Here is a 21,332-nt window from a genome sequence, read left to right as displayed (position 1 = left end):
GCTAGATAATCTCCAAATTTTACAATATAATTTACAAGTATGTAAATTAATGGTAGCATAGTAATAGAATTACACATATTATACTTTGGAAAAGGGGTCTAACTAGATGAACAAAAGCAATTTTAGAGTTAGTAAGAAAGCTAGCATTGTGGTACTTGTGGTAATTATTACGTTAACTTTTAATTCGTTAGCATTTGCTACGACAGCAACGAATTATAGTCAGAGTGCTCAACTGTGGGGAATTGGTGAATATGAAGAAGGAGGATCGGCAATAATTGCATGCACTGCAAATTGTTTGGTAAGAGTTACATGTGAATATGTAAAACCACAATCAACAATGTACAGTATAAGCAGGCAATCAGTCTTTGCATGTGCTCAAAATTGGAATGGTGAATCTCCTTATTATTCTTACGATTTAAACGTTACTGCTAGTCCCAAAATTACTTATAGTAGTGGTAGTACTAGCCTTGGATACCAATCTTTATCGTATGATGGCAATGTATTAGTTGATCCTGATTGGATTTGGGATTGCCAATCAAAAAATACAACCGTGACATTCCCATATTCACCTATGACTGCTTCATCATATGGAACCTTTTGGGCTCCAGATGCAGTTATTTTACCGCCACTTTATTTGCAACCTAGCACAAGAACAATTAATGTGTCAGTAAATTTTTAGTACAGTACTTATTATATAATGTTTGGAGGAGTGTCTATTATGAAAAGTAATAATAATAAAAAAGTGGTAATTAGCATAGTGGTTACAGCAGGTATTTTAATATGCGGTGTAGTCGGGTATACATCTGCAAAAAGTGAGAGTGTTGCGAAACTCTTTGGAATAGAACAATCACAGGCTTTATCTAATGCTGGTAAAGACGTAGTTGCAACTATTGATGGGGAAAAAATAACAAAAAAAGGGTTTGACTCGTACAAATTAATAATAGATTATGAAAATAAACTATCAGATGAGGAAATATTGAATAAAATAGTTGATCGCCAAATAGTTTATAAGCAAGCTATTAAGGAGGGGTTTCTTGTATCTGACCAACAGGTTGAAGCTGCTATAAAATCAGCTCAGGAACAAATAAAGATGGACAGTAAACAATATGAAGCATTTAAGGAATACTTTAGCGGGTTAAATATGAGTGAGGATGAATACTGGGAAAGTGTCAAACCTGCTTATAAAAAGGCTTTGACATGCGGAGCATATAAAAATGCATTAAAGCAAAAGTTTAAAAAGGATAATAAGATAGAAGATCAAAATGAGCTTAATTCTAAATTCTCTGAATTTTATAATCAGAAAGTAAAAGACATAAAAAGCAAGACTAAAGTACAGTCATTCTTAAAATAATTAAACAATAAGAAATGCTTGTGATTATCGTAAATGAAAATCCTTCAGTTTAACTTCAACTGAAGGATTATTTTTGTACATATTAAGGTAACTAGGACAATATTAACATCGAACGAATTTTAAATCCCTTTGCCATGTAAAGACGTGACATCGATAGCAGAATATCCTTATATGCTTCAGCACGCACATCTAAAATTAATGCGAATTGAATTTAATTAGATAACCATAAATATCACACTTGAATTCCTCAAATTAGTACGGTAACATAGCACTACTTTTTAAAAGAAGAGGAGGAGAGAGTAGTGAAGAAAGTCTGTTATTGAAGCAAGCAATTGTGAGAGCGAAGCGGCTGATAATAGGAAAATACGAGTTTATGCATATTACAGAGTCAGTTCCATGCATAAGGAACAGCAAAATTCATTTGAAGCACAGTCAAGCCATTACACGAAATATATTAAAAACAACGACCAATGGGAGTTTTTTAGAATTTACTCAGATGAGGGGATTAGTGGAACCAAAAAGGAAATAAGACCTGAATTCATGGACGCTGTAAATAATTTTGTGTATGAAACATAGGAAATACTCTTTTATGGTTAAGAATTTAAGTATTAACCAGAAAGGAGTATTTTTTATGAGCGTATTATCAAAAGAGTTAGTACAGGAAATAATTGCGGAGAATGATTTTAAAAATCCCGGAGAAATAATCTCCTTTTTAAAGGAGGCATTTAAAGATGTTCTTCAGGAAATGCTTGAAGCCGAAATGGATGTTTCTCTTGGGTATTCCCGAGATGAGTCAAGACATAAAATTACCGACAACAGTAGAAACGGTTACTCAACAAAAAAACTAAAGAGTGAATTCGGCCCTGTACAGATTGATATTCCAAGGGACAGAAAAGGTGAGTTTGAGCCTAAAATAGTTCCCAAGTACAAAAGGGATGTATCAGGAATTGAGGATAAGGTGATTTCTCTTTATGCCCGAGGCATGTCTACCAGAGATATTCACGATCAGGTTAAAGAGCTTTATGGAATAGATATTTCTGCTGAAATGGTTAGTAAAATAACTGAAAGAATCCTTCCTGAAATAAAAGAATGGCAAGGTAGGCCCCTTGAGGCTATCTATCCTTTTGTATTTATGGATGCTATCCATTACAAGGTAAGAACTGATGGACAAATAGTAAATAGAGCTGCTTATGTTGTTATGGGTGTAGATATTTCAGGTAAGAAAGATATCCTTGGAATATGGATTGGAGAGAACGAATCCTCCAAGTTCTGGTTAGGTGTGTTAAATGACCTTAAAAACAGAGGTATAGAAGATGTACTCATATTCTGTGTGGACGGACTTACAGGGCTCAAAGAAGCTATTGCAGCTGCTTTTCCAAAGTCAGAAATTCAAAGGTGTATAATTCATCAACTAAGAAACTCATTTAAATATGTTTCATATAAGGATTTGAAGGCTTTTTCAAAGGATTTTAAAACTGTCTACACAAGCCCCAGTGAAGAAATAGCATTAAACCGGTTTGAGTACCTGAAAAACAAATGGGGCAAGGATTATCCATATGCATTTAAAAGTTGGGAAAACAATTGGGAAGTTTTATCACCATATTACAAGTTCCCAGAGCAGATAAGAAAAATAATATATACAACCAATATAATTGAAGGATTGCATCGGCAGTTCAGAAAAGTTACTAAGACAAAATCCGTTTTTCCTTCTGATACTTCTCTTGAAAAGATGCTTTATTTGGCATCAATGAATGTAATAAAAAAATGGACTCAACGATACCGGAATTGGGATCAGGTCATGAGTCAATTAATGATTATGTACGATGGGAGACTGGATAACTATATTTAAAACATAGAGCAAAGCCCCCACCGCCCTGAAGGGCTCGTCCTCATTGCCGGACGGGCTAGACCTTCAAAATACAGGTATAAGCATAGAAATACCATTATTAAATAATTATTGCCAGATTTAATCTAAATAATGCATAAAAATAGAATAATCTGGCAATAATTTGAAATATAGTATTAAATTTTTGAGAGTAAATACTTTGGAAATACTTAGCCATCATTGAGTTTGAAAGGCTTCATACACAAAATTATTTACAGTCCCGTTCAAATTGTTAAGTATATCTGTTACCAAATTTGTGAACCATGCGAACACGTCCTCTCAATAAAGATTTTAATGTGTCATACTTTTGGTGTCCACTTTATGTTGCTAATTTTAGATTGACGGGCATTATTTGGGCCCAGTATCTATTGGACTAACTATTCCAGTTGGAATTTTCTTTATTGCTTGAGTTGATTGAATAATTGATTTAGTTTTCACTTGTTTCATTCCAGTAACGGTATTACAATACTCATCTTTAATTGTAGTTTCTTGAGCAAATTCTGGGGAATTTGTTATCTACTTTAAATAAAAAAAGATGAGATATTTATTGATTAACTATAATGAAATGTTGTAAATCATATCAAGGATTAGTTGACAAGAAGTAAGTAATATAGGATAATATTGGAAGTTGACCAATATGTATACTTTTACAATAAAAGGTAAACATTGCTAAAATTTAAGTTTAATTGTCGACAGATTAGGCTAAAAAACAGGAGGTCAGTTATGATACTGAAAAAGAAAATAGCTACTCTTGCAGTAGCAGCAACATTACTGGTAAGTAGTCTTTCAGTTTACGCAGAGACACAATCAGAGAGTCCTACACATGATGGGCAAACAGTAACATGTAGACTCAGTTGTGACTTTGATCTTGGTGGTACAGATACAGCACAAGCTTCTACAAGTTGGAGTGGAAGAACTGCTCATAAAATTGGAGTATACCTTTTCCAATGTCAGAACATTACTGACAGCTATCACACGGTTGATAGCACTACAGGTGATACGTCTGCTTCTGTAAGAGGAGCGGTAATAGGCGTGTGGAAATATAAGTCAGACCACAGGGTTTATCATATGGATGGTACTAAGATTACATCTACAATTAGTGTCTGTGAAATGACTGATTGGTAAGGAGTTTGTACATAAAATTTACGAGGGCGGTTTATTACCGCCCTTTCAAATGCAATAAGGGGTATATTTGGTATGTATGGAATCATGATAACAACTTTTAAGCGTATAAAAGGAGCACCTGTAACAGCGTGTTTCTTACTATTTGGTCTTATAATATCTATGCTAATGATATCAATAGGTACAAGTTTTGTGTCGGAAATTGTTAATATTCAATCGGATAAAATGGAAAGTGCACCTCCGAACGCACTTATGTTTATTTTAAATTTGAATAGTGAAGATATAGTTTCAATAAAAGACACCACGAATATATTAGGAAGTTTAGAAAAAGGTACTGGTGCTTTTATGAATAGCATGTTATTTAATATTGACAATGCAGGAGTTGATAATTATTTTGAAGTAAGTGCTGAATGGTTTCGTGGAGATACAGGATGGCATTACCCACTCTCCCAAGGAAGATATTACACTCCTGAAGAAGTACAAAGGGGGTCGAAGGTAGTACTCATAGGTAAACAGATAAAAAAATATGTACAAAAAATAAACGGACAAAGTTTTGTGCAAATTTATGGAGATAAATATAAGGTAATAGGTACTGTGGGGTTTAAAGATAAAAAGTCGTTATGGGATTCAAGAGTTTTTATGCCTTTGGCTTCACTACCAAAGCTTGCAAGCAGCAAATATATAGAAAGTGGGAATGGTTCATTTGTTATTTATAATAGCAAAAAAGATACACAAGATGAAGTCAATAATATTCTTTTAAAAGCCAAAAGTATTTACCCCAATGCAGAAATATTAGATGTAAAGAGATTAGGCAGTGAGAATATGATTTACCAAATGGCTCTAAATCCTGATATTCTTCTTATTATTAGTATATTAGGATATATTGTTTCGGTAGTATATGCTATAAATATGGTTTCTTTTTGGGTTGAACAAAGGCGTTATGAAATTGGTGTTAGAAAAGCTTTTGGACATTCGAACTTCACCATCGCTTTGCTTATATTTCAGGAAATGATAGGAATATCCTCACTTGCATTTATAATTGGACTTATCATTCAGGCAATACTAAATCTCTACATAAATCAAATTATGGGTTATACAATAATTTTGTATATACAAAATATAATAGTGGGTTTAGTCGCCATAGTTTTAACAGCAATTTTAACATCGGTTTGGCCTGTGCTAAAATCTCTGAAGATCCAACCGGTAGAGGCAATGAAGCTCTAGGAGGCAGGAAATGAATAATATTAAATTGGTCATAAAAAGTCTATCGAAAAGAAAACTTTCAGTACTATTTGTGTCTTTACAAGTGGTTACCTCTATATTATTTCTAATAAGTATTGCGTGTACTTTTCAAAAAATATTTTATTTTGACATAACAGTTCACAAAAACATAAAACCGAATGCAAGCCAAATTATACATGTGAAAATTAATGCTGACTCAGCTACTCCTGAAAAATACTTTTCATTCAGAGGGCAAATATTAAAACAATCAGGTATTGATTCAATGGGGTATTTCAATACTAATAATACAGTAATTTTTAGTACTCTTGCCAACAGCCCTGAATTAAAAAAGATGAAGAGTGAGCAAAAAGATATTCTTGGTATTCCGGAAGAATTTTCAGCAGTTAAGATAGAAAAGGGATTACAAGAGTTAAAATCATTACAAATAGTCGAGGGACGAAACTTTGAGAATACTGACTTTTCATCGGATAACTTGATTGTACCTATTCTTGTTGGGTACAATTTTATAAAGTATAATGTAGTAAATATTGGGGATGAATTATATGATAGCAACAATAAAAAGAAATATAAAGTAATTGGTGCTCTGAAAGAACGTAGTACTTGGTTCATGTCTTCTCTATCAGATGGAGTGTTAGAATACTTGGATAATAAAATTGTTATTGCTTCAAACGATGGTGACTACTTCCCATTTATACAGGGGATGATGAAATCCAGTTATTATTGCATTGTAAAAAGTTCAAAAACAGTTCCAAAGATTATGACAAATATGATTGAGATTGCAAATAAGGAAGGACTCTCAGTTGAAGTTAGGACTATTAGCGATGAACTTAAAAAGTACCAACAGGAAATTATTAACGAAAATATAAAGTGGCTTATATTTTCACTATTTTTTATATTAATGACTTCACTATGTATAGCTTCTGTTATGATGTCATCATTAGTTTCAAGATTGAAGGAAATTGGAATAAGGATTGCAGTTGGATATTCAATTAATCAAATACAAAAACTTTTCATCACCGAAGTATTATTTATTATTATAATGTCATCTTTGCTGGCTTCAATATTTGCAGTATGTACAATTAATCTATCATCCTCACTTTTGTCAGATTTGGCTCCAGATGGATATTATGTATCATTTCCTATTATTGTAGGAGTTTTAGGTATTTCACTTCTAATGAGTTTGCCACCTGTTACAGCGATTGTTTATAGACTAAAAAGATTACAGCCACGAGAATTGATTGGAGGTAAGGAGTAAATGTCAATTATTGAATTAAGAAATGTTGTAAAAATATATGGTAAAGGTGAAAATTCAACAATAGCTTTAGACAACATTAACCTAAAAATTGAAAATGGAGAATTTATATCAATAATGGGGCCATCCGGCTCAGGTAAATCAACGTTACTTAATATTGTTGGATGTATGGATATTCTAAGTAGCGGTGAATATTTGCTTAAAGAAAAGACTTTAAAGAATTTATCTAATAAGGACTTAAGCAAAATAAGGAATCAAACTGTCAGTTTTGTATTTCAGCATTTTGCTTTACTCAAGGACTATAATGTATATGAAAACATTGACCTACCTCTCACTTGCAGAAAAATGTCTGGAAAAGCAAGAAAAGAAAAAATAAACTATTATATGTCAAGATTAGGTATAGAAAAACTTGCAAAGAAAAAACCTGCCCAAATATCTGGTGGCCAGCAACAAAGAGTCGCTATAGCAAGAGCACTTGTAAGTGATGCAGATATTATTCTGGCTGATGAGCCAACAGGTGCACTTGACCAAAAAACTGGTAAAGACCTGTTGGGGCTTCTTGGCGAAATAAATAAAGAAGGTAAAACTGTAATAATAGTTACACATGACCCGGATATTGCTGATTACACTAACCGTAGGATAGATATAAATGATGGGAAAGTAGTTAATGATGTTTTGATAAGAGGATAGAAGTAATATGACCCTTACCCAATTTGATGGACACAAAAAACTCGTGTTATACTAAATACAAAGAAAGGGAGATAGTAAACATGAGTAAGCGACAATATAGTTCAGATTTTAAAATTGAAGCAGTAAAAAGATATCTTAAATCTGGGGAGCCTTTAACAAGGGTAGCAGCAGAATTAGGAATAAAGCCTACAACATTTAATGGTTGGGTAAGCAAGTACAAAGAATCACCAGATTCAGCATTTCCAGGTAGTGGGCATCTTAAGCCAGAAGATGAAAAATTGAGGAAATTAGAAAAAGAAATTAAGGATCTAAAAGAGGAAAATGAAATACTAAAAAAAGCGGCAGCCTACTTCGCCAGAAATCAAAAATAAAAAGATTTCAGTTTATCAAGGCTAATTGTTATAAATATAATGTTGCGAAGCTGTGCAAGGTACTTTGTGTTTCAAGAAGTAGCTACTATGCATGGGATAAAAGACCCGAAAGTCAAAGGGCAATAGAGAATAAAAAGCTGTTAGCGGAAATTCAAGCTATCCACAATAAAAGCGGACAAGTATATGGTTCTATTAAGATTGCCCAAAAGCTTAATTACAAAAGTCCTAAACCTGTTAACCATAAGAGAGTAGAACGTATTATGCGTGAAAACGGAATAAAATCAAGGGTTTCAAAGAAATTTAAGGCTACTACTAATTCCAATCACAGGCTTCCAGTAGCAGAAAACATTCTTAATCGTGATTTTACTGTGGATAAGCCTAATGAAAAAATGGTAAGCGATATTACATATCTGTGGACAGATGAAGGATGGCTATATATAGCAGGAATAATGGATTTATGTGGGCAAAAGTTAGTTGGACTGTCAATGAGTGAAAGAATGACAAAGGAATTAGTAATTAACGCATTAAATGATGCATATCAACGTGCTGGAAGACCAACAGGTGTCATCTTACATTCTGATAGAGGGTCGCAGTACTGCTCACACGATTACCAGTTATTGCTTAAAAAGTATGGTTTTATATGCAGCATGTCTCGCAAGGGAAACTGCTGGGACAATGCTCCAATGGAATCATTTTGGGGAAAAATGAAATGCGAATGGCTTTATGGGAAGCATTTCACAACCCGCCAAGAAGCACGAGCAGCTGTGTTTGAGTATGTTGAGATATTTTATAATAGGCAGAGAATACATGCCTCCAATAACTATTTGACACCTGAAGAATATTATAATAATACATTGCAAAAAGCAAAAGTAGCATAAAAAATGAAATATTACGATACCCTATGAAAAAAGAAGAAATAACGAGTTTCAGGTGTCTAGTTTATTGGGGAAAGGGCAATATTAAGGTTCTAGTAGATACCTCTTATATTTATCCTAAACCTCCAAATTGTAAGATCTATACCATTTTGGAGGTGTTTTCATTTGTAATAAGCCTTTCTGACAAAATAGAAGTCAGATAATAATTGTAAGCGTTATATAAATTGTTTTCATTTGTATTAATATCAATGTATTGATGAAAAGCACCCCTTTGTAAAAACTATTTTATAAAGGGGTGTAGTTCCCAAAAATGTTTAAAAACAAAAATTTTTTCGACGTAAATTCATGTACTCTACAAGACTTCTAATACCGCATTTAGGTTTCTTTATGTAAATATCTTTATAATGATTACGGTCCCGCATTTTTGGTAATTACTTTCCACCAATCAGTTAAATCGTTTATTTTTCTCTATCAAGTATGAATCTATAGAGTAATCCCGCAGCAGCCATTTGAGTAGTTGCTAACATGGCTTTGGTAGGTGCGAAAGCACTTGAGCTGTCAAAAGAAAATATTCCTTTATTACATGCATCAATGTTTGCTCTAGCCGCACTAGACCAGTCATCAGCCATTTTTTTAAGCGTACTGTTATTGACATAATCGTAATAGGACGATGATGATTTCGATATTAAAAAACTACTAATGTTTTGATCAACCCAATCTTCATACTGTGTATGCTTGGATAATACTGCAATTTTATTGGCAGCGTGGTGAGGTGCGTTTAAGTCACTTAAATAATGTAAAGCCATTCCTAATTCACGATACGCTGTTAGTTTATCCCCTGACTTGTATTTTGTAACTGCATTATAGTAGTGATTATTGAATCTCTCGTATGCAGTGGGGGATGAATTACCTAGATAGTTTACTCCGCCCTCTCCATAGAAGTGACCTAAATAGGAGGATGAATCATTCTCAAGATCATCGGTAAACCAACTATAATACAGTATCTCATCAGTGCCAAGATAATAAATTCCTTCACCGGGGCAGTACTCCTCTAATTTACTTCCAAAAGTTGAACCTTTATCATTTTTAAGTATTGTTAATGCTTGTTCTACTATATTCCTATGTGTATTATTGCCAGATGTTCCCCACACAAGTTTAATTTCTGTTTTATGAGTGTTCAATTTTTTGGATTCAGTGTGAAGCTTGACACCAGCCGATAACAACTTATCAACATATGTCTGCGTAATTTCAATGGTTCTAATTGGCTGAATTCGCTTCGTAAAGTTACTTGCAAATATGTTGGAGGTTAAAGAGAGTGTAATGCACGCAATTAAAATCGATGAAACTAAGCATCTTGATTTAAAAGAAATTTTTTTCATAATTAACATTGTTCCCTTCTTTTTTTACATTTTCTAAATTCTTCACAACCAAAACCTTTAAGAAAATAGAAAACTAATTTTTATACTTATATTTAAAGTACTTTAACATAGTAGTATAGGGCCCTTAATACTAACTATGCTATTTCCAATAAAGCTAGTTTTATGAAACTATTTTTGATTCCTTAACGAATTCTAAGTTTGTCTTTATTAACAAATTAGAGTTATTCAAAATGTTTATTAATCTCTGTTAAAATAAATACTTCTTACTATTACTTTTATTAAATTAAAACTGCATTTATCAAGCAGCTTCCTTCTATACTTATTTATGGTAATTTATTACATATTATAACACTCATGTTTGTAAAAGTATAGCAAATAATTACATAAAATTACATTTGCTGAGTAACAAATATCGAGTAGGTCAGAATGAATTTAAAAGAAAGTGAGTCATAATTAGGATATACTGGAGAGCACTCTTTAAGCAGCATCAGAAATATGTTGGTAAACTATAAGTATAGGTAGCTGCCTTACTTCATTTGACTATAAAATTATTTTCTATGGAAATCGTATAAACTAACTTGTGAATATTGCGGAGCAGAATTCAAATCATTAGGAGCAAATAGCCGAAAGTACTGTAGTCAGAAGTGCTATATCAGGGATAGATTCTGGCGGGAAGAGGATGCAGCAGAAGTGATAAATAAAATTCAGGAGTATAAAAAAGTGAGCTGCTTGGCGAGATGGCTCAAGGATTTACTATTGTCGGGTACTTGATTTTACGGTGGGTATGCACTAATTGGAAACGCGCGGGAAAAAGTCAGAGAGGGTATGCGCGAATCAATTTTTGGAGAGTATAGGTTTTATATAAAACCGTAAAACTCTCTAAAACAAATAGTTACAGAAAATATAAGAAATTTTACGGTATAATAAAATTATCAGAATTTCGACCCCCGGGGGTCGTTTTCTTAAAAAAAGAAAGCATTTCGCGTTTTATTATCATCAACGACGTCTCAAGGCAAGAGGAAAGTCTTTCCATAAGTGTAAATTCTAAGTGGGGCATTAGGAGGCGCTTTGAGCAAGGTAAGGTCATAGTAAACCATAAAAAATTCGTGGGCTATGACAAGGATGAAAACGGAAACCTCGTTATAAATGAGAAACAAGCCAAAATCGTCAGAAGGATATATACTGATTACCTAAATGGAAAAGGACCAAACAGGATAGTCAAAGAGCTTGAGAGGGAAGGCGTACCCAACTGGAACGGCTTGGCAAAGTGGTACGAAAGCAGCATACGAAAGATGCTGTCAAATGAGAAGTACAAAGGGGATGCTTTGCTACAGAAGACCTATACAGTTGACTTTCTGTCAAAGAAAAGAGTCGTAAACAACGGAGAAGTTCCACAGTACTATGTGGAAGAAAGCCATCCTGCGATAATTGAGAAGGAAACGTGGGAAGCAGTGCAGCTTGAGAAGGAGAGAAGGCGAGCCTTTGCCGAAAAATATGGCTTGAAGAGGGGTGACTATGCTACAACCGATAATCCTTTCGGTGGAAGAATAATATGCGGCTGCTGTGGAAGCGTTTATGGCAGAAAGGTATGGAACTCAACAAATGAAAGACTAAGAAGGATAGTGTGGCAGTGTAATAATAAGTATGCAACTAAAGGAAGAAGGGGCTGTGATAACAGGCATATTAATGACGAGGTTCTTTATATTGCATTTGTCAGTGCTTTTAATGCAGTACTGGAAAACAGTGAATACTTTATGGACAAATGGGGGGAACAGGTTAACAGGGGCGATATTCTTAAAAGAGTCACCGCCAAAAGATTAGTTGACATTTTTAAAGATGCTGAGCCATTGGAACAGTTTGATATTGAGTTGTATTTTAAGCTGGTGGAGAAGATAACAGTTTATGAGGATTCCAGGTTAATGGTTGGTTTGCTGGATGGGTCGGAAATTGAGTGTGGAATTGAATAAAACCTTTTAACAATACTATTTATTTGCAACAATTTTTATTGAGGAGAAAAGATGCCCGAAAAACTTATTACTTTTTTCTACTGAAATATGTATCTATCTATATGAATTATTATTTTCGTTTATAATTCTAGGTGTTGGTTCTTGAACGATTGACATATTGATGAATGATAGTGTACAATTATAAATAACAAAAATATGAATAAAAGTAAAATACTAGAAAGGGTAAATACATATGAAAAAAGTAATTGCTACGTTTACGTTATTGTTATGCTTGTTATTGATATCTTTAAACACTATTGCTGCTAATGATAATTTAGAAGTAAAGGACAAGAATGGAACGACGGTTAATATCGAAGAATTAAAGAAATCACTAAATTATCAAACTACAATAGATAGATACTCTATTGATAAGCTCCTTGATTATGCAAATATACAACAAATGGACAAAAAGTTAATAGATTTTGTTAAACCATGGAACGATTTAATTTCACTTAGTGCAACTGCAACAACATACGGTTGTGCTTGGCCTTATTCTGCAATTAACACTGCATCTCCTAATTGCTATGGTTACGCTATGGCATTTAATTTTGCGCTTAATCCTGGGGATCTTTCAAACCCCAATGGAGCATTACCGCCAGGCTACACTCAATCTCAGATAAGAAGTTACTTTGACGTAAACAATATAGCAAATAATGTTGTTGCTGATTTACAAAAGCTTTATAGAACTGCCAGATTTATCACTAGTGCTACTTCAACAATAAGTTCTTCTGAACGAAGGATAGCTGTTAGAACTGGCATGCATGATTTCGATGGTGATGGGAGTATATTACAAGAATATGGTGAAGCAGATTATCACTTTATGTTACAGCACAGTAATGGAGATTGGTCAGAAAAACACGGCTCTAACCCATCGATAAATGATGGACAAATAAATCCAAGCACATTTAGTTGGAATGCTGCGGGTTACTCAAATTATTATAATAGTGCAACTGTTTATATTGCTGTATCAAATTAAGTATATCTTTTGAACCCCAAATATTTGAGGGAGGTTTTAAATTGATATGAAAATTAATAGAATTATAATTTTTGCAGTGGTAATAAGTTTAGCCCTTTGCGGATGTGGTGTTAATAAGCATACAAGTCAAAGTACTAATGATATTAAAGAAAACACAGATAATTCTGAACAATACATGAAAGATGCGGAGAAGAAAATACCTGACAAGATAAACCTCCCATATGAGATAAGACGAAGTTTATCTTTTGTTAACAAAAAAGATTCGATACAACATTTATATGGTAATCCTGACATTGTACGATCTGCCGATGATTATTCATATGAAATTAGGAATATGGATGATGAAAGTAAATTGTTTGTTTTTTATGATAAGGATGGTATTGTCAGAAACATATGGAGATTAAAAAAGCTTTTTAACCGTGAAGAATTTAATAAAATAAACATAGGAAAAAGTACTGGCGATGATGTTAAAAATATTGATCCTTATTGTGTAATTGCAAATGGATCGAAAAAAGATGCAATTAGTGAACACAAATTGCAAAATAATCAAATTGTTAAAATTAAGTACACTAAAGATAACGATAAGTGGATTGTCAATGGTATTGAATACATAGAAAAAGATCCGTCAGAATTTGCGTCGATGCTTTTACCTGAAGATTTAAAAAGTTTGCAAAAATAGTATATCAAATGTAATTAGGATAATATTTCTACCTGATAGGTATTAAGTTTTATTAATTAGCAATGCCAATTTCAACTGCACCCCAAAGTCAGAGACTATTATAAAATAGTTTACTAAGGGGTGCTTCTCTATGTCAATCCTATAACTAATCGGATTTTTTTTACCTCAGTAGACCATACAAGTCAAATTGCAGATCATTCGGCAACTTCTCGTAGATAAGCAAATCGTTTCCCCAAATTTTCCATTCCATACTCAGCAGTAATTTTAGCAAATTGCATTAACTAAATAGAGGCATATATATTTAACTTGAATTCCCCAAATTAGTACGGTAACATAGCACTACTTCTTAAAAGAAGAGGAGGAGAGAGTAGTGAAGAAGGTTACTGTTATTGAAGCAAGCAGTAGGGAGAGTGAAAAGGCTGATAATAGGAAAATACGAGTTTGTGCGTACTGCAGAGTTAGTTCCATGCATAAGGAACAGCAAAATTCATTTGAAGCACAGGTAAGCCATTATACAAAATATATTCAAAGCAACTCTCAATGGGAGTTTACTGGTATTTACTCTGATGAAGGGATTAGTGGAACCAAAAAGGAAATAAGACCTGAATTCATGAGACTAATTAATGATTGTGAAAACGGCAGAATAGATATGGTGATTACAAAGTCCATCTCAAGGTTTGCGCGAAATACCGCTGATTGTATAGAGACTATAAGAAAGCTAAAGTCTTTAGGGGTTACTGTATATTTCGAGAAGGAGAATATCAACTCTATGTCGCAAGAGAGTGAACTCATCCTTTCTGTCCTCAGCTCCTTGGCGCAGGAAGAGTCAGCTTCAATGTCATCAAATATAAGGTGGGCTAACCAGAGAAGGTACAAGCAAGGAAAGTTTCAATTAGCAACTGCAAAATTCATGGGCTATGACAAGGATGGAAATGGGGATCTGATTATTAATCAAGCTGAAGCAGAAATTGTAAAAAGAATATTTAGAGAATATATTGGAGGTAAGGGAAGCGCTGGGATTGCTAGGACTCTAAATGAAGAATATATACCAACTATTACTGGTACGAAATGGTATGGCTCAACAATTAGGAGGATGTTGGGTAATGAAAAGTACTGCGGGGATGCTTTGCTTCAAAAAACAATCACAGCAGATAGTGTTACATTTAAAAGAAAACGCAATAATGGGGAACTGCCTAAATACTACATAAAAAACAACCATGAGCCAATTATATCAAGAGAGGACTTTGAACGAGTAAAGGAACTAATTGAAATAAGAAAAAAGGAACAAGGTATAGATGGGGAAGTAATAAAAAAGATGAGAAAACGTTATCCGTTGACTGGAAAGATTATATGCGGAAACTGCGGAAACCATTACAAAAGATCTTTAAACAACCCCTCAAAGAAATATCAAAGTGTGGCATATGTTTGTGCATCCACTGAAGCAGAGAAGATACTAGAATGCAACTCAAGACCAATCATGCAAAAAGGACTTCATCAAGCCTTTATAAATATGAACAACAAACTGTATTCAAATTGGAGAACACTTCTATTACCACATAGGACATATCTAAAAACACTTGTACAATCTACAGCAGACCGGACAGAAATAAATAATATAGATAATCAGATAATTGAGTTGGCAGAGCAAGAAAGTATGCAACAAGTACTTCTGTCAAAGGGATGTATTGAGTCTGCTCTTTTTAACCAGAATATCAATGGGATTACTACAAAAATTAATGAACTTAAGGCAAGAAAGCAGGCCATTTCAACGAATATGGTTAACCAAGATATAGCACTTATGGAAACAGAGAAAAGTATAGAATTCATCCAAAATCATGGTCTTATAGATAAATTTGATGAAGCTTGCTTTAATGCTATAGTTAAAGACATAGTTGTAAAATCAAAGAACAACTTGTGCTTTAGACTAAAAAACGGTATGGAGCTTGATGAATTTATGGGGGGTGAAGACGATGTTCTGTAAGAACCTACCGTTTGGATATACTCGTGGGAATAATGGACTACCAGTTATTGATGAAGAAAAAGGAGTATATATTAAAAAGATATTTGAAATGGCTAGCGAAGGGATAAGTGAAAGTGGAATCATATCATGGTTAAACCAAGAAGGTGTTAAAACCGCCACAAACAAATCAAAGTGGGGGAGAGGTGTAATATATAGTATTTTGGAGAACAAAAAATATGCAGGTGACGAAATTTTTCCTGCGATAGTATCAAATGAAACCTTAGAAAAATTGAATAAAATAAAAAGGGAAAAATATATCCGATATAAAAAGAATAGTATAGCAAATTGTACAGAGCAAAGAGCAAATTATTCACTTAGTGGAAAAGTTATATGTGAGGTATGTGGAGGTACATTTACAAGAAAAAATCGGAAAACCAAAACTGCTATATTTCACTTATGGAGGTGCCGGAACTATATCAAAGGAGGAAAGGTTTATTGCAGGAGTATAGAAATTGAAGAAAGTGAGTTAGAACAAAAATTTATCGAAGTATTAAATCAGCTTAAAAAGAATTTTAATAAATATGTAAAAGACATGTCAAATCCTTTCAAACCTGCGAAAAACGAAACGATAACCGAACTGGACAAGGAGATACAAGGAAAACTCGATGACTTCCATAAAGCACAAAGTAACCAGTCGGATGCAATGAGGGTGGGAGAAAAAATCCATGAATTATTGAAAAAAAGAACTAAGGAGATATGGAAGGCTTCAGATATAGATGATTTTGATTATTGGAATGAAAAACTTCAAAAAGAGCTGATGACATACAAAAAACAGCAGGTAGAATTCGACGGAGAATTATTTAAAAGAGTAGTAAAACAGATTACCTTTACAAGTCATAATACTTTACTGTTCCAATTTATAAACGGAATTAAAATTGAAAAAGAAATAATGATATATGAACCAATGAAAAAGAAGAACTAATCAAATAATATTTGCTTGGTGTTATTAACAAACTTCACATGTAAAAAGTAAGGGCTATACATAACTAAATAGCAAACTAATGGACAACTGATCCTTCAACCGAAGCTACTTCAATTGGGGGATTTTTATTGTACTTTACTTAAACGCTTCAAAAATGTACCTTCAAAAAACATGAATATATCTAATTTAAAAGAAACATAAATGTCATACTTGAATTCGCAAAATTAGTACGGTAACATAGCAGCACTACTTTAGAAGAAGGGGAGGAAATAGTAGTGAAAAATGTTACTGTTATTGAAAAAAGTAATACTGAGAGCGATGCATCTAGTAACAGAAAAACTAGAGTTTGCGCGTACTGCCGAGTCAGTTCCATGCATAAGGAACAGGAAAATTCATTCGAGGCACAGGTTAGCCATTACAAAAAATATATTAAAAGCAACGACCAATGGGAGTTAGCCGGGATTTACGCAGACGAAGGTATAAGTGGTACCAAAAAAGAAATAAGGCCTGAATTCATGAGACTAATTAATGATTGTGAAAATGGCAGAATAGATATGGTGATTACAAAGTCCATCTCAAGGTTTGCGCGAAATACCGCTGATTGTATAGAAACCGTAAGAAAGCTAAAATCTTTAGGAGTTACTGTATATTTCGAGAAGGAGAATATAAACACCGTATCGCAGGAGAGCGAATTGATCCTTTCTGTCCTCAGCTCCTTAGCGCAAGAAGAGGCAGCTTCAATATCATCAAATATAAGGTGGTCCAACCAGAAAAGATACAAGCAAGGCAAGTTTCAAATATCACGTATAAAATTCATGGGCTATGACATGGATGAAAACGGAGATCTGGTTATTAATCAAGCTGAAGCAGAAATTGTAAAAAGGGTATTTAGAGAATATCTTGGTGGTAAAGGAACAGGTAGCATTGCAAGGAGTTTAAATGAAGAAAATATAACAACTATAACAGGAGTGAAATGGCGTTCGTCAACAATTGGAAGAATGGTAACCAATGAAAAATACTGTGGTGATGTTTTACTTCAAAAAACAATCACCGCAGATAGTGTTACATTCAAAAGGAAACGTAACAAAGGTGAACTGCCTCAATACTACATAAAAAACAACCACGAGCCAATCATATCAAGAGAGGATTTTGAACGTGTAAAGGAACTGCTTGAAATAAGGAGAAAAGAAAAAGGTATAGATGAGGAAGCAATCAAAAAGATGGCAAACCGCTATCCGTTAACTGGAAAGGTTATCTGCGGAAATTGCGGGAGAACCTTTATAAGAATGACTTGCCAATCAACAAAACAATATAAGTATATAGCATTGATTTGCAAAAGCAAGTACAGTGAGTATTTAGAATCTTGTGAGATGAGTGCAGTAAGAGAGGATAGAGTTATTCTAGCATTTATAGACATGTATAATAAACTATATTCAAATTGGAGAACACTTCTATTGCCTCATAAGACATATCTAAAAACACTTGTACAATCTACCGCAGACAGGACAAAAATATATGACATAGATAATCAGATAATTGAGTTGTCAGAGAAAGAAAGTATGCTACAAATGTTGCTGGCAAAGGGACATCTTGAGCCTGTTCTATTTACTCGGAAAATCAATGAAATCAAAACAAAACTTAATGAGCTTAAGACAAGAAAGCAGACAATTTCAATGGATATGGTTAACAAAGACATATCACTTGTGGAAACGGATAAAAGTATAGAATTCATCAAAAACCATAGTCTTATAGATGAGTTTGATGAAGCTTGTTTTAACGCAATTGTTAAAGATATAGTTGTTAAATCAAGAAATAACTTATGCTTTAGACTTAAAAATGGTATGGAGCTAGACGGGTTTATAGGCGGTGGGACGATAAACAATAGGCACCTGCCATATGGATATACTTTAGGGAATAATGGACTACCAGTTATTGATGAAGAAAAAAGCGTATATATTAAAAAGATATTTGAAATGGCATGCGAAGGAGTAAATGAAGATGGAATCCTATCATGGCTAAACCAAGAAGCCGTTAAACCTTCCGAAAACAAAACAAAGTGGACAAAAGGTCCATTATTCGGTATTGTGGGTAATGCAAAATATATTGGTGATGAAACTTTTCCTGCAATAATCTCAAAAGAAACCCTTGAAAAAGCAAACCAAATAATAACGGGGAAAAATATTAGATATAAAAAGTATAGTTTAGCAAATCGTGCAGAGCAAAGAGCACAGTATCCATTCAGTGGCAAAGTTATATGTGAGGTGTGTGGAGGTATATTTAAAAGACAAACCAGTAAAAGCAAAACAAGTATACGACACTTATGGAGGTGCACGAGCTATGTAAAAGGCGGGAAGGTTTATTGCAGGAGTATAGCGCTAGAAGAAAAGCAGTTAGAACAAAAATTTATCGAAGTATTAAATCAAGTCAAAAAGAATTTTGATATATATGCAAAAGACATATCGAATTCTTTCAAACTGGTGATAAACGAAAAGATAACCCAACTGGATAAGGAGATACAAATAACACTCCGTGTCTTCCAGAAAGCACAAAGTAACCAATCGGAGGCAATGAAGGCGGAAGAAAAAATCCGAGAGCTATTGAAAAAAAGAGTTGATGAGGTATGGAGAGCTGCAGCTATAGATGATTTTGATTACTGGAACGAAAAGCTTCAAACAGAACTGACGATATACGAAAAGAAGAATCAACTAGAGTTCGATGGACAATTATTTAGAAGAGTGATAAAACAGATTACCGTTACAAAACATAATACTTTATTATTTCAGTTTATAAACGGAATTGTAATAGAAAAAGAGCCTAAGTAAATTATATAAATACTCGGGGGAGGTACTGAGCCTATGCCACTTTATTTACTGGCATGGGCATAACAATGAAACAGAAGAAGCTACGAGTTTGTGCATATTGTAGAGTAAGTACAGAGCATGAGGAACAGCAAACAAGCATTGAAGCACAAGTATCATATTATACTGAATATATAAAGGAAAATGACAAGTGGGAATTTGCCGGGGTTTATGAAGAAAAAGGAATAAGCGGAACAAATGCAAAAAACAGACCGGAATTCAATAGAATGATCAAAAACTGTATGGATGGCAAAATAGACATGATCATAACAAAATCAATTTCTAGGTTTATGCGTAATACACTTGAATGTATCAAGTATATCAGGTTATTAAAAGAAAAAGGAGTATCAGTATACTTTGAAAAAGAGAACTTGGATACCAAGGATTCAAAAGGAGAATTCATAATAACATTACTTGGGGGAATCGCACAGGAGGAATCGAGGACTTTAAGTTCAAATACAAAATGGGGTATAATTCACCGTTTCCAGCAGGGAAAAATAAAAGTAAACCATACCCGTTTCCTCGGATATACGAAAAACAGATTTGGAGAGTTGGTAATAATACCAGAGGAGGCAAAGATAGTAGAAAGAATATTCAAAGAGTATCTTGAAGGCAAAGGATCAAAAAAAATAGCCGACGGTTTGACTGCTGATAATATCTTAACTCCTGCAGACTGTACGAAATGGTATCCTTCAACAATAATAAAGATACTTGGAAATGAAAAATATATGGGGAACGCACTCCTCCAAAAAACAATTACGTTAGATTTCCTGACAAAGAAACGAATAAAGAATACCGGGCAGGAACGACAGTATTATGTAGAAAATAATCATGAGCCTATAATCACAAAAGAAGTATACATAAAAGTACAGCAAGAAAAGCTGAATAGAAGAAGTACTATGGGACTAAAAAAGAAAGATCAAGGAGTCTATAAATCTGAGTATGCTTTAAGCGGTAAAATAAAATGCAGCCAATGTGGGAAAACGTATCACAGGTGTCATTGGACTATTAAGAAAGAAAGGATAATAGTTTGGCGGTGTGGTAATCGACAGCACAATGGGCCGAAAGCATGTCAAGCACCAACAATTTATGAAAAGGATCTTCTTGAAGCAATTGGTATAATATTCGATACACTAATCAGAAAAAAAGAGCTCCTAATAAAGGAGATGGAAGACACTCTCACAAAAGAAAAAGAATTAACAGACCTTAGCCAGAAGACGAAGGAAGTTTGTAATTTAAAGGATCTGGAATGGGATAATAAGAAGCAAAGGTTAAAAGAAATGGAAGAGATATTTGAAACATCAAAACAAGAGCTTACAGAATACAACGATTTTTATTGCAGACAGCTTATAGAGAAAATATTGGTTATATCAGAAAAAGAAATACAAATAGAATTTAAATCAGGAATTGTACTAAATGGAAGCATTACCACAAAGAATTAGCTAGCACATTTGACTTTATTGGAACGAGTTTCTTCATTATAATATACCTAAATTATCTCTACAGAAAAAGTGAATAAAAGTACAACTATAAATCGAAGTATTGAGTTAGACCGCTCTTACTTCGGTTTTGTTTATTTTATAAGGATTTCAGGGTGGGGGTCGGAAATGTAACAGGGGGGTCGTTTTCTTCAAAAAAGAAAGCATTTCGCGTTTTATTATCATCAGCGACGCCTCAAGGCAGGATGAGTCCAGATCTGTTTCA

At 33.8% G+C, this 21,332-nt stretch carries 17 protein-coding genes; 16 read left to right on the top strand and 1 reads right to left on the bottom strand.

Translation table 11 applies throughout. From position 1 onward, the window contains the following. Window positions 1-106: 106 nt before the first annotated feature. From K412_RS0105240 to K412_RS0105195, 9 genes are all read left to right on the top strand, one after another. Window positions 107-679 (top strand): hypothetical protein, encoded by a 573-nt coding sequence (locus K412_RS0105240; RefSeq protein WP_024832138.1) that lies wholly within the window; start codon window positions 107-109, stop codon window positions 677-679. Between the two features lie 39 nt (window positions 680-718). After that, the gene (locus K412_RS0105235) at window positions 719-1,351 is read left to right on the top strand and encodes a SurA N-terminal domain-containing protein (protein WP_024832137.1); all 633 of its coding nucleotides are present in this window, start codon (window positions 719-721) and stop codon (window positions 1,349-1,351) included. Window positions 1,352-1,669: 318 nt separating this feature from the next. Further along, on the top strand, window positions 1,670-1,927 hold the full coding sequence (locus K412_RS20500; RefSeq protein WP_340139733.1) for a recombinase family protein: 258 nt from the start codon (window positions 1,670-1,672) through the stop codon (window positions 1,925-1,927). A gap of 55 nt (window positions 1,928-1,982) precedes the next feature. Continuing rightward, window positions 1,983-3,200 carry an IS256 family transposase gene (locus tag K412_RS0105225; protein ID WP_024832135.1) on the top strand — a complete coding sequence of 406 codons (1,218 nt, stop codon included), beginning with the start codon at window positions 1,983-1,985 and terminating at the stop codon, window positions 3,198-3,200. Window positions 3,201-3,959: 759 nt separating this feature from the next. Beyond that, window positions 3,960-4,361, top strand: coding sequence for a hypothetical protein (locus tag K412_RS0105220; protein ID WP_024832134.1), 402 nt, complete (start codon window positions 3,960-3,962; stop codon window positions 4,359-4,361). 72 nt (window positions 4,362-4,433) lie between these two features. Beyond that, entirely contained in the window at window positions 4,434-5,582 is a 1,149-nt protein-coding gene (locus K412_RS0105215; RefSeq protein ID WP_024832133.1) for an ABC transporter permease, read from the top strand. A 10-nt stretch (window positions 5,583-5,592) separates the two neighbouring features. Continuing rightward, entirely contained in the window at window positions 5,593-6,855 is a 1,263-nt protein-coding gene (locus K412_RS0105210; RefSeq protein WP_024832132.1) for an ABC transporter permease, read from the top strand. Further along, on the top strand, window positions 6,856-7,542 hold the full coding sequence (locus tag K412_RS0105205; RefSeq protein ID WP_024832131.1) for an ABC transporter ATP-binding protein: 687 nt from the start codon (window positions 6,856-6,858) through the stop codon (window positions 7,540-7,542). Between the two features lie 80 nt (window positions 7,543-7,622). Then, a protein-coding gene (locus K412_RS0105195; RefSeq protein ID WP_242835530.1) for an IS3 family transposase occupies window positions 7,623-8,791 on the top strand; the annotation gives its coding sequence in 2 pieces (ribosomal slippage) (window positions 7,623-7,884 and window positions 7,884-8,791; 1,170 coding nt in all). A 455-nt stretch (window positions 8,792-9,246) separates the two neighbouring features. Here the strand turns inward: K412_RS0105195 and K412_RS21340 are convergent. After that, window positions 9,247-10,176: a zinc dependent phospholipase C family protein gene (locus tag K412_RS21340; protein WP_024832130.1), complete on the bottom strand. Its 930-nt coding sequence runs from the start codon at window positions 10,174-10,176 to the stop codon at window positions 9,247-9,249. 1,097 nt (window positions 10,177-11,273) lie between these two features. Here K412_RS21340 and K412_RS0105185 point away from each other — a divergent pair. The 7 genes from K412_RS0105185 to K412_RS0105155 all read left to right on the top strand — a co-directional run bounded on the left by K412_RS0105185 (window position 11,274) and on the right by K412_RS0105155 (window position 21,070). Beyond that, window positions 11,274-12,134, top strand: a complete 861-nt coding sequence (locus K412_RS0105185; protein ID WP_024832129.1) for a recombinase family protein — start codon at window positions 11,274-11,276, stop codon at window positions 12,132-12,134. A gap of 277 nt (window positions 12,135-12,411) precedes the next feature. Further along, complete coding sequence (locus tag K412_RS0105180) at window positions 12,412-13,149, top strand: hypothetical protein (RefSeq protein ID WP_054750327.1); 738 nt, start codon at window positions 12,412-12,414, stop codon at window positions 13,147-13,149. Window positions 13,150-13,195: 46 nt separating this feature from the next. Further along, window positions 13,196-13,828 carry a hypothetical protein gene (locus K412_RS20490; RefSeq protein WP_024832127.1) on the top strand — a complete coding sequence of 211 codons (633 nt, stop codon included), beginning with the start codon at window positions 13,196-13,198 and terminating at the stop codon, window positions 13,826-13,828. Between the two features lie 370 nt (window positions 13,829-14,198). Beyond that, window positions 14,199-15,809, top strand: a complete 1,611-nt coding sequence (locus tag K412_RS0105170; RefSeq protein ID WP_024832126.1) for a recombinase family protein — start codon at window positions 14,199-14,201, stop codon at window positions 15,807-15,809. Further along, complete coding sequence (locus K412_RS0105165) at window positions 15,799-16,770, top strand: recombinase zinc beta ribbon domain-containing protein (RefSeq protein WP_024832125.1); 972 nt, start codon at window positions 15,799-15,801, stop codon at window positions 16,768-16,770. The genes K412_RS0105170 and K412_RS0105165 overlap by 11 nt, the downstream gene beginning before the upstream one ends. A gap of 275 nt (window positions 16,771-17,045) precedes the next feature. Further along, window positions 17,046-19,592: a recombinase family protein gene (locus K412_RS21335; RefSeq protein WP_024832124.1), complete on the top strand. Its 2,547-nt coding sequence runs from the start codon at window positions 17,046-17,048 to the stop codon at window positions 19,590-19,592. A gap of 65 nt (window positions 19,593-19,657) precedes the next feature. Further along, complete coding sequence (locus K412_RS0105155; RefSeq protein WP_242835533.1) at window positions 19,658-21,070, top strand: recombinase family protein; 1,413 nt, start codon at window positions 19,658-19,660, stop codon at window positions 21,068-21,070. Window positions 21,071-21,332 lie beyond the last annotated feature (262 nt).

It is taken from the genome of Ruminiclostridium josui JCM 17888, assembly GCF_000526495.1.
Taxonomy (GTDB): Bacteria; Bacillota; Clostridia; order Acetivibrionales; family DSM-1351; genus Ruminiclostridium; species Ruminiclostridium josui.
Note: the sequence above shows the minus strand (reverse complement) of the source record. Positions and strands in the feature narration are given on the sequence as shown.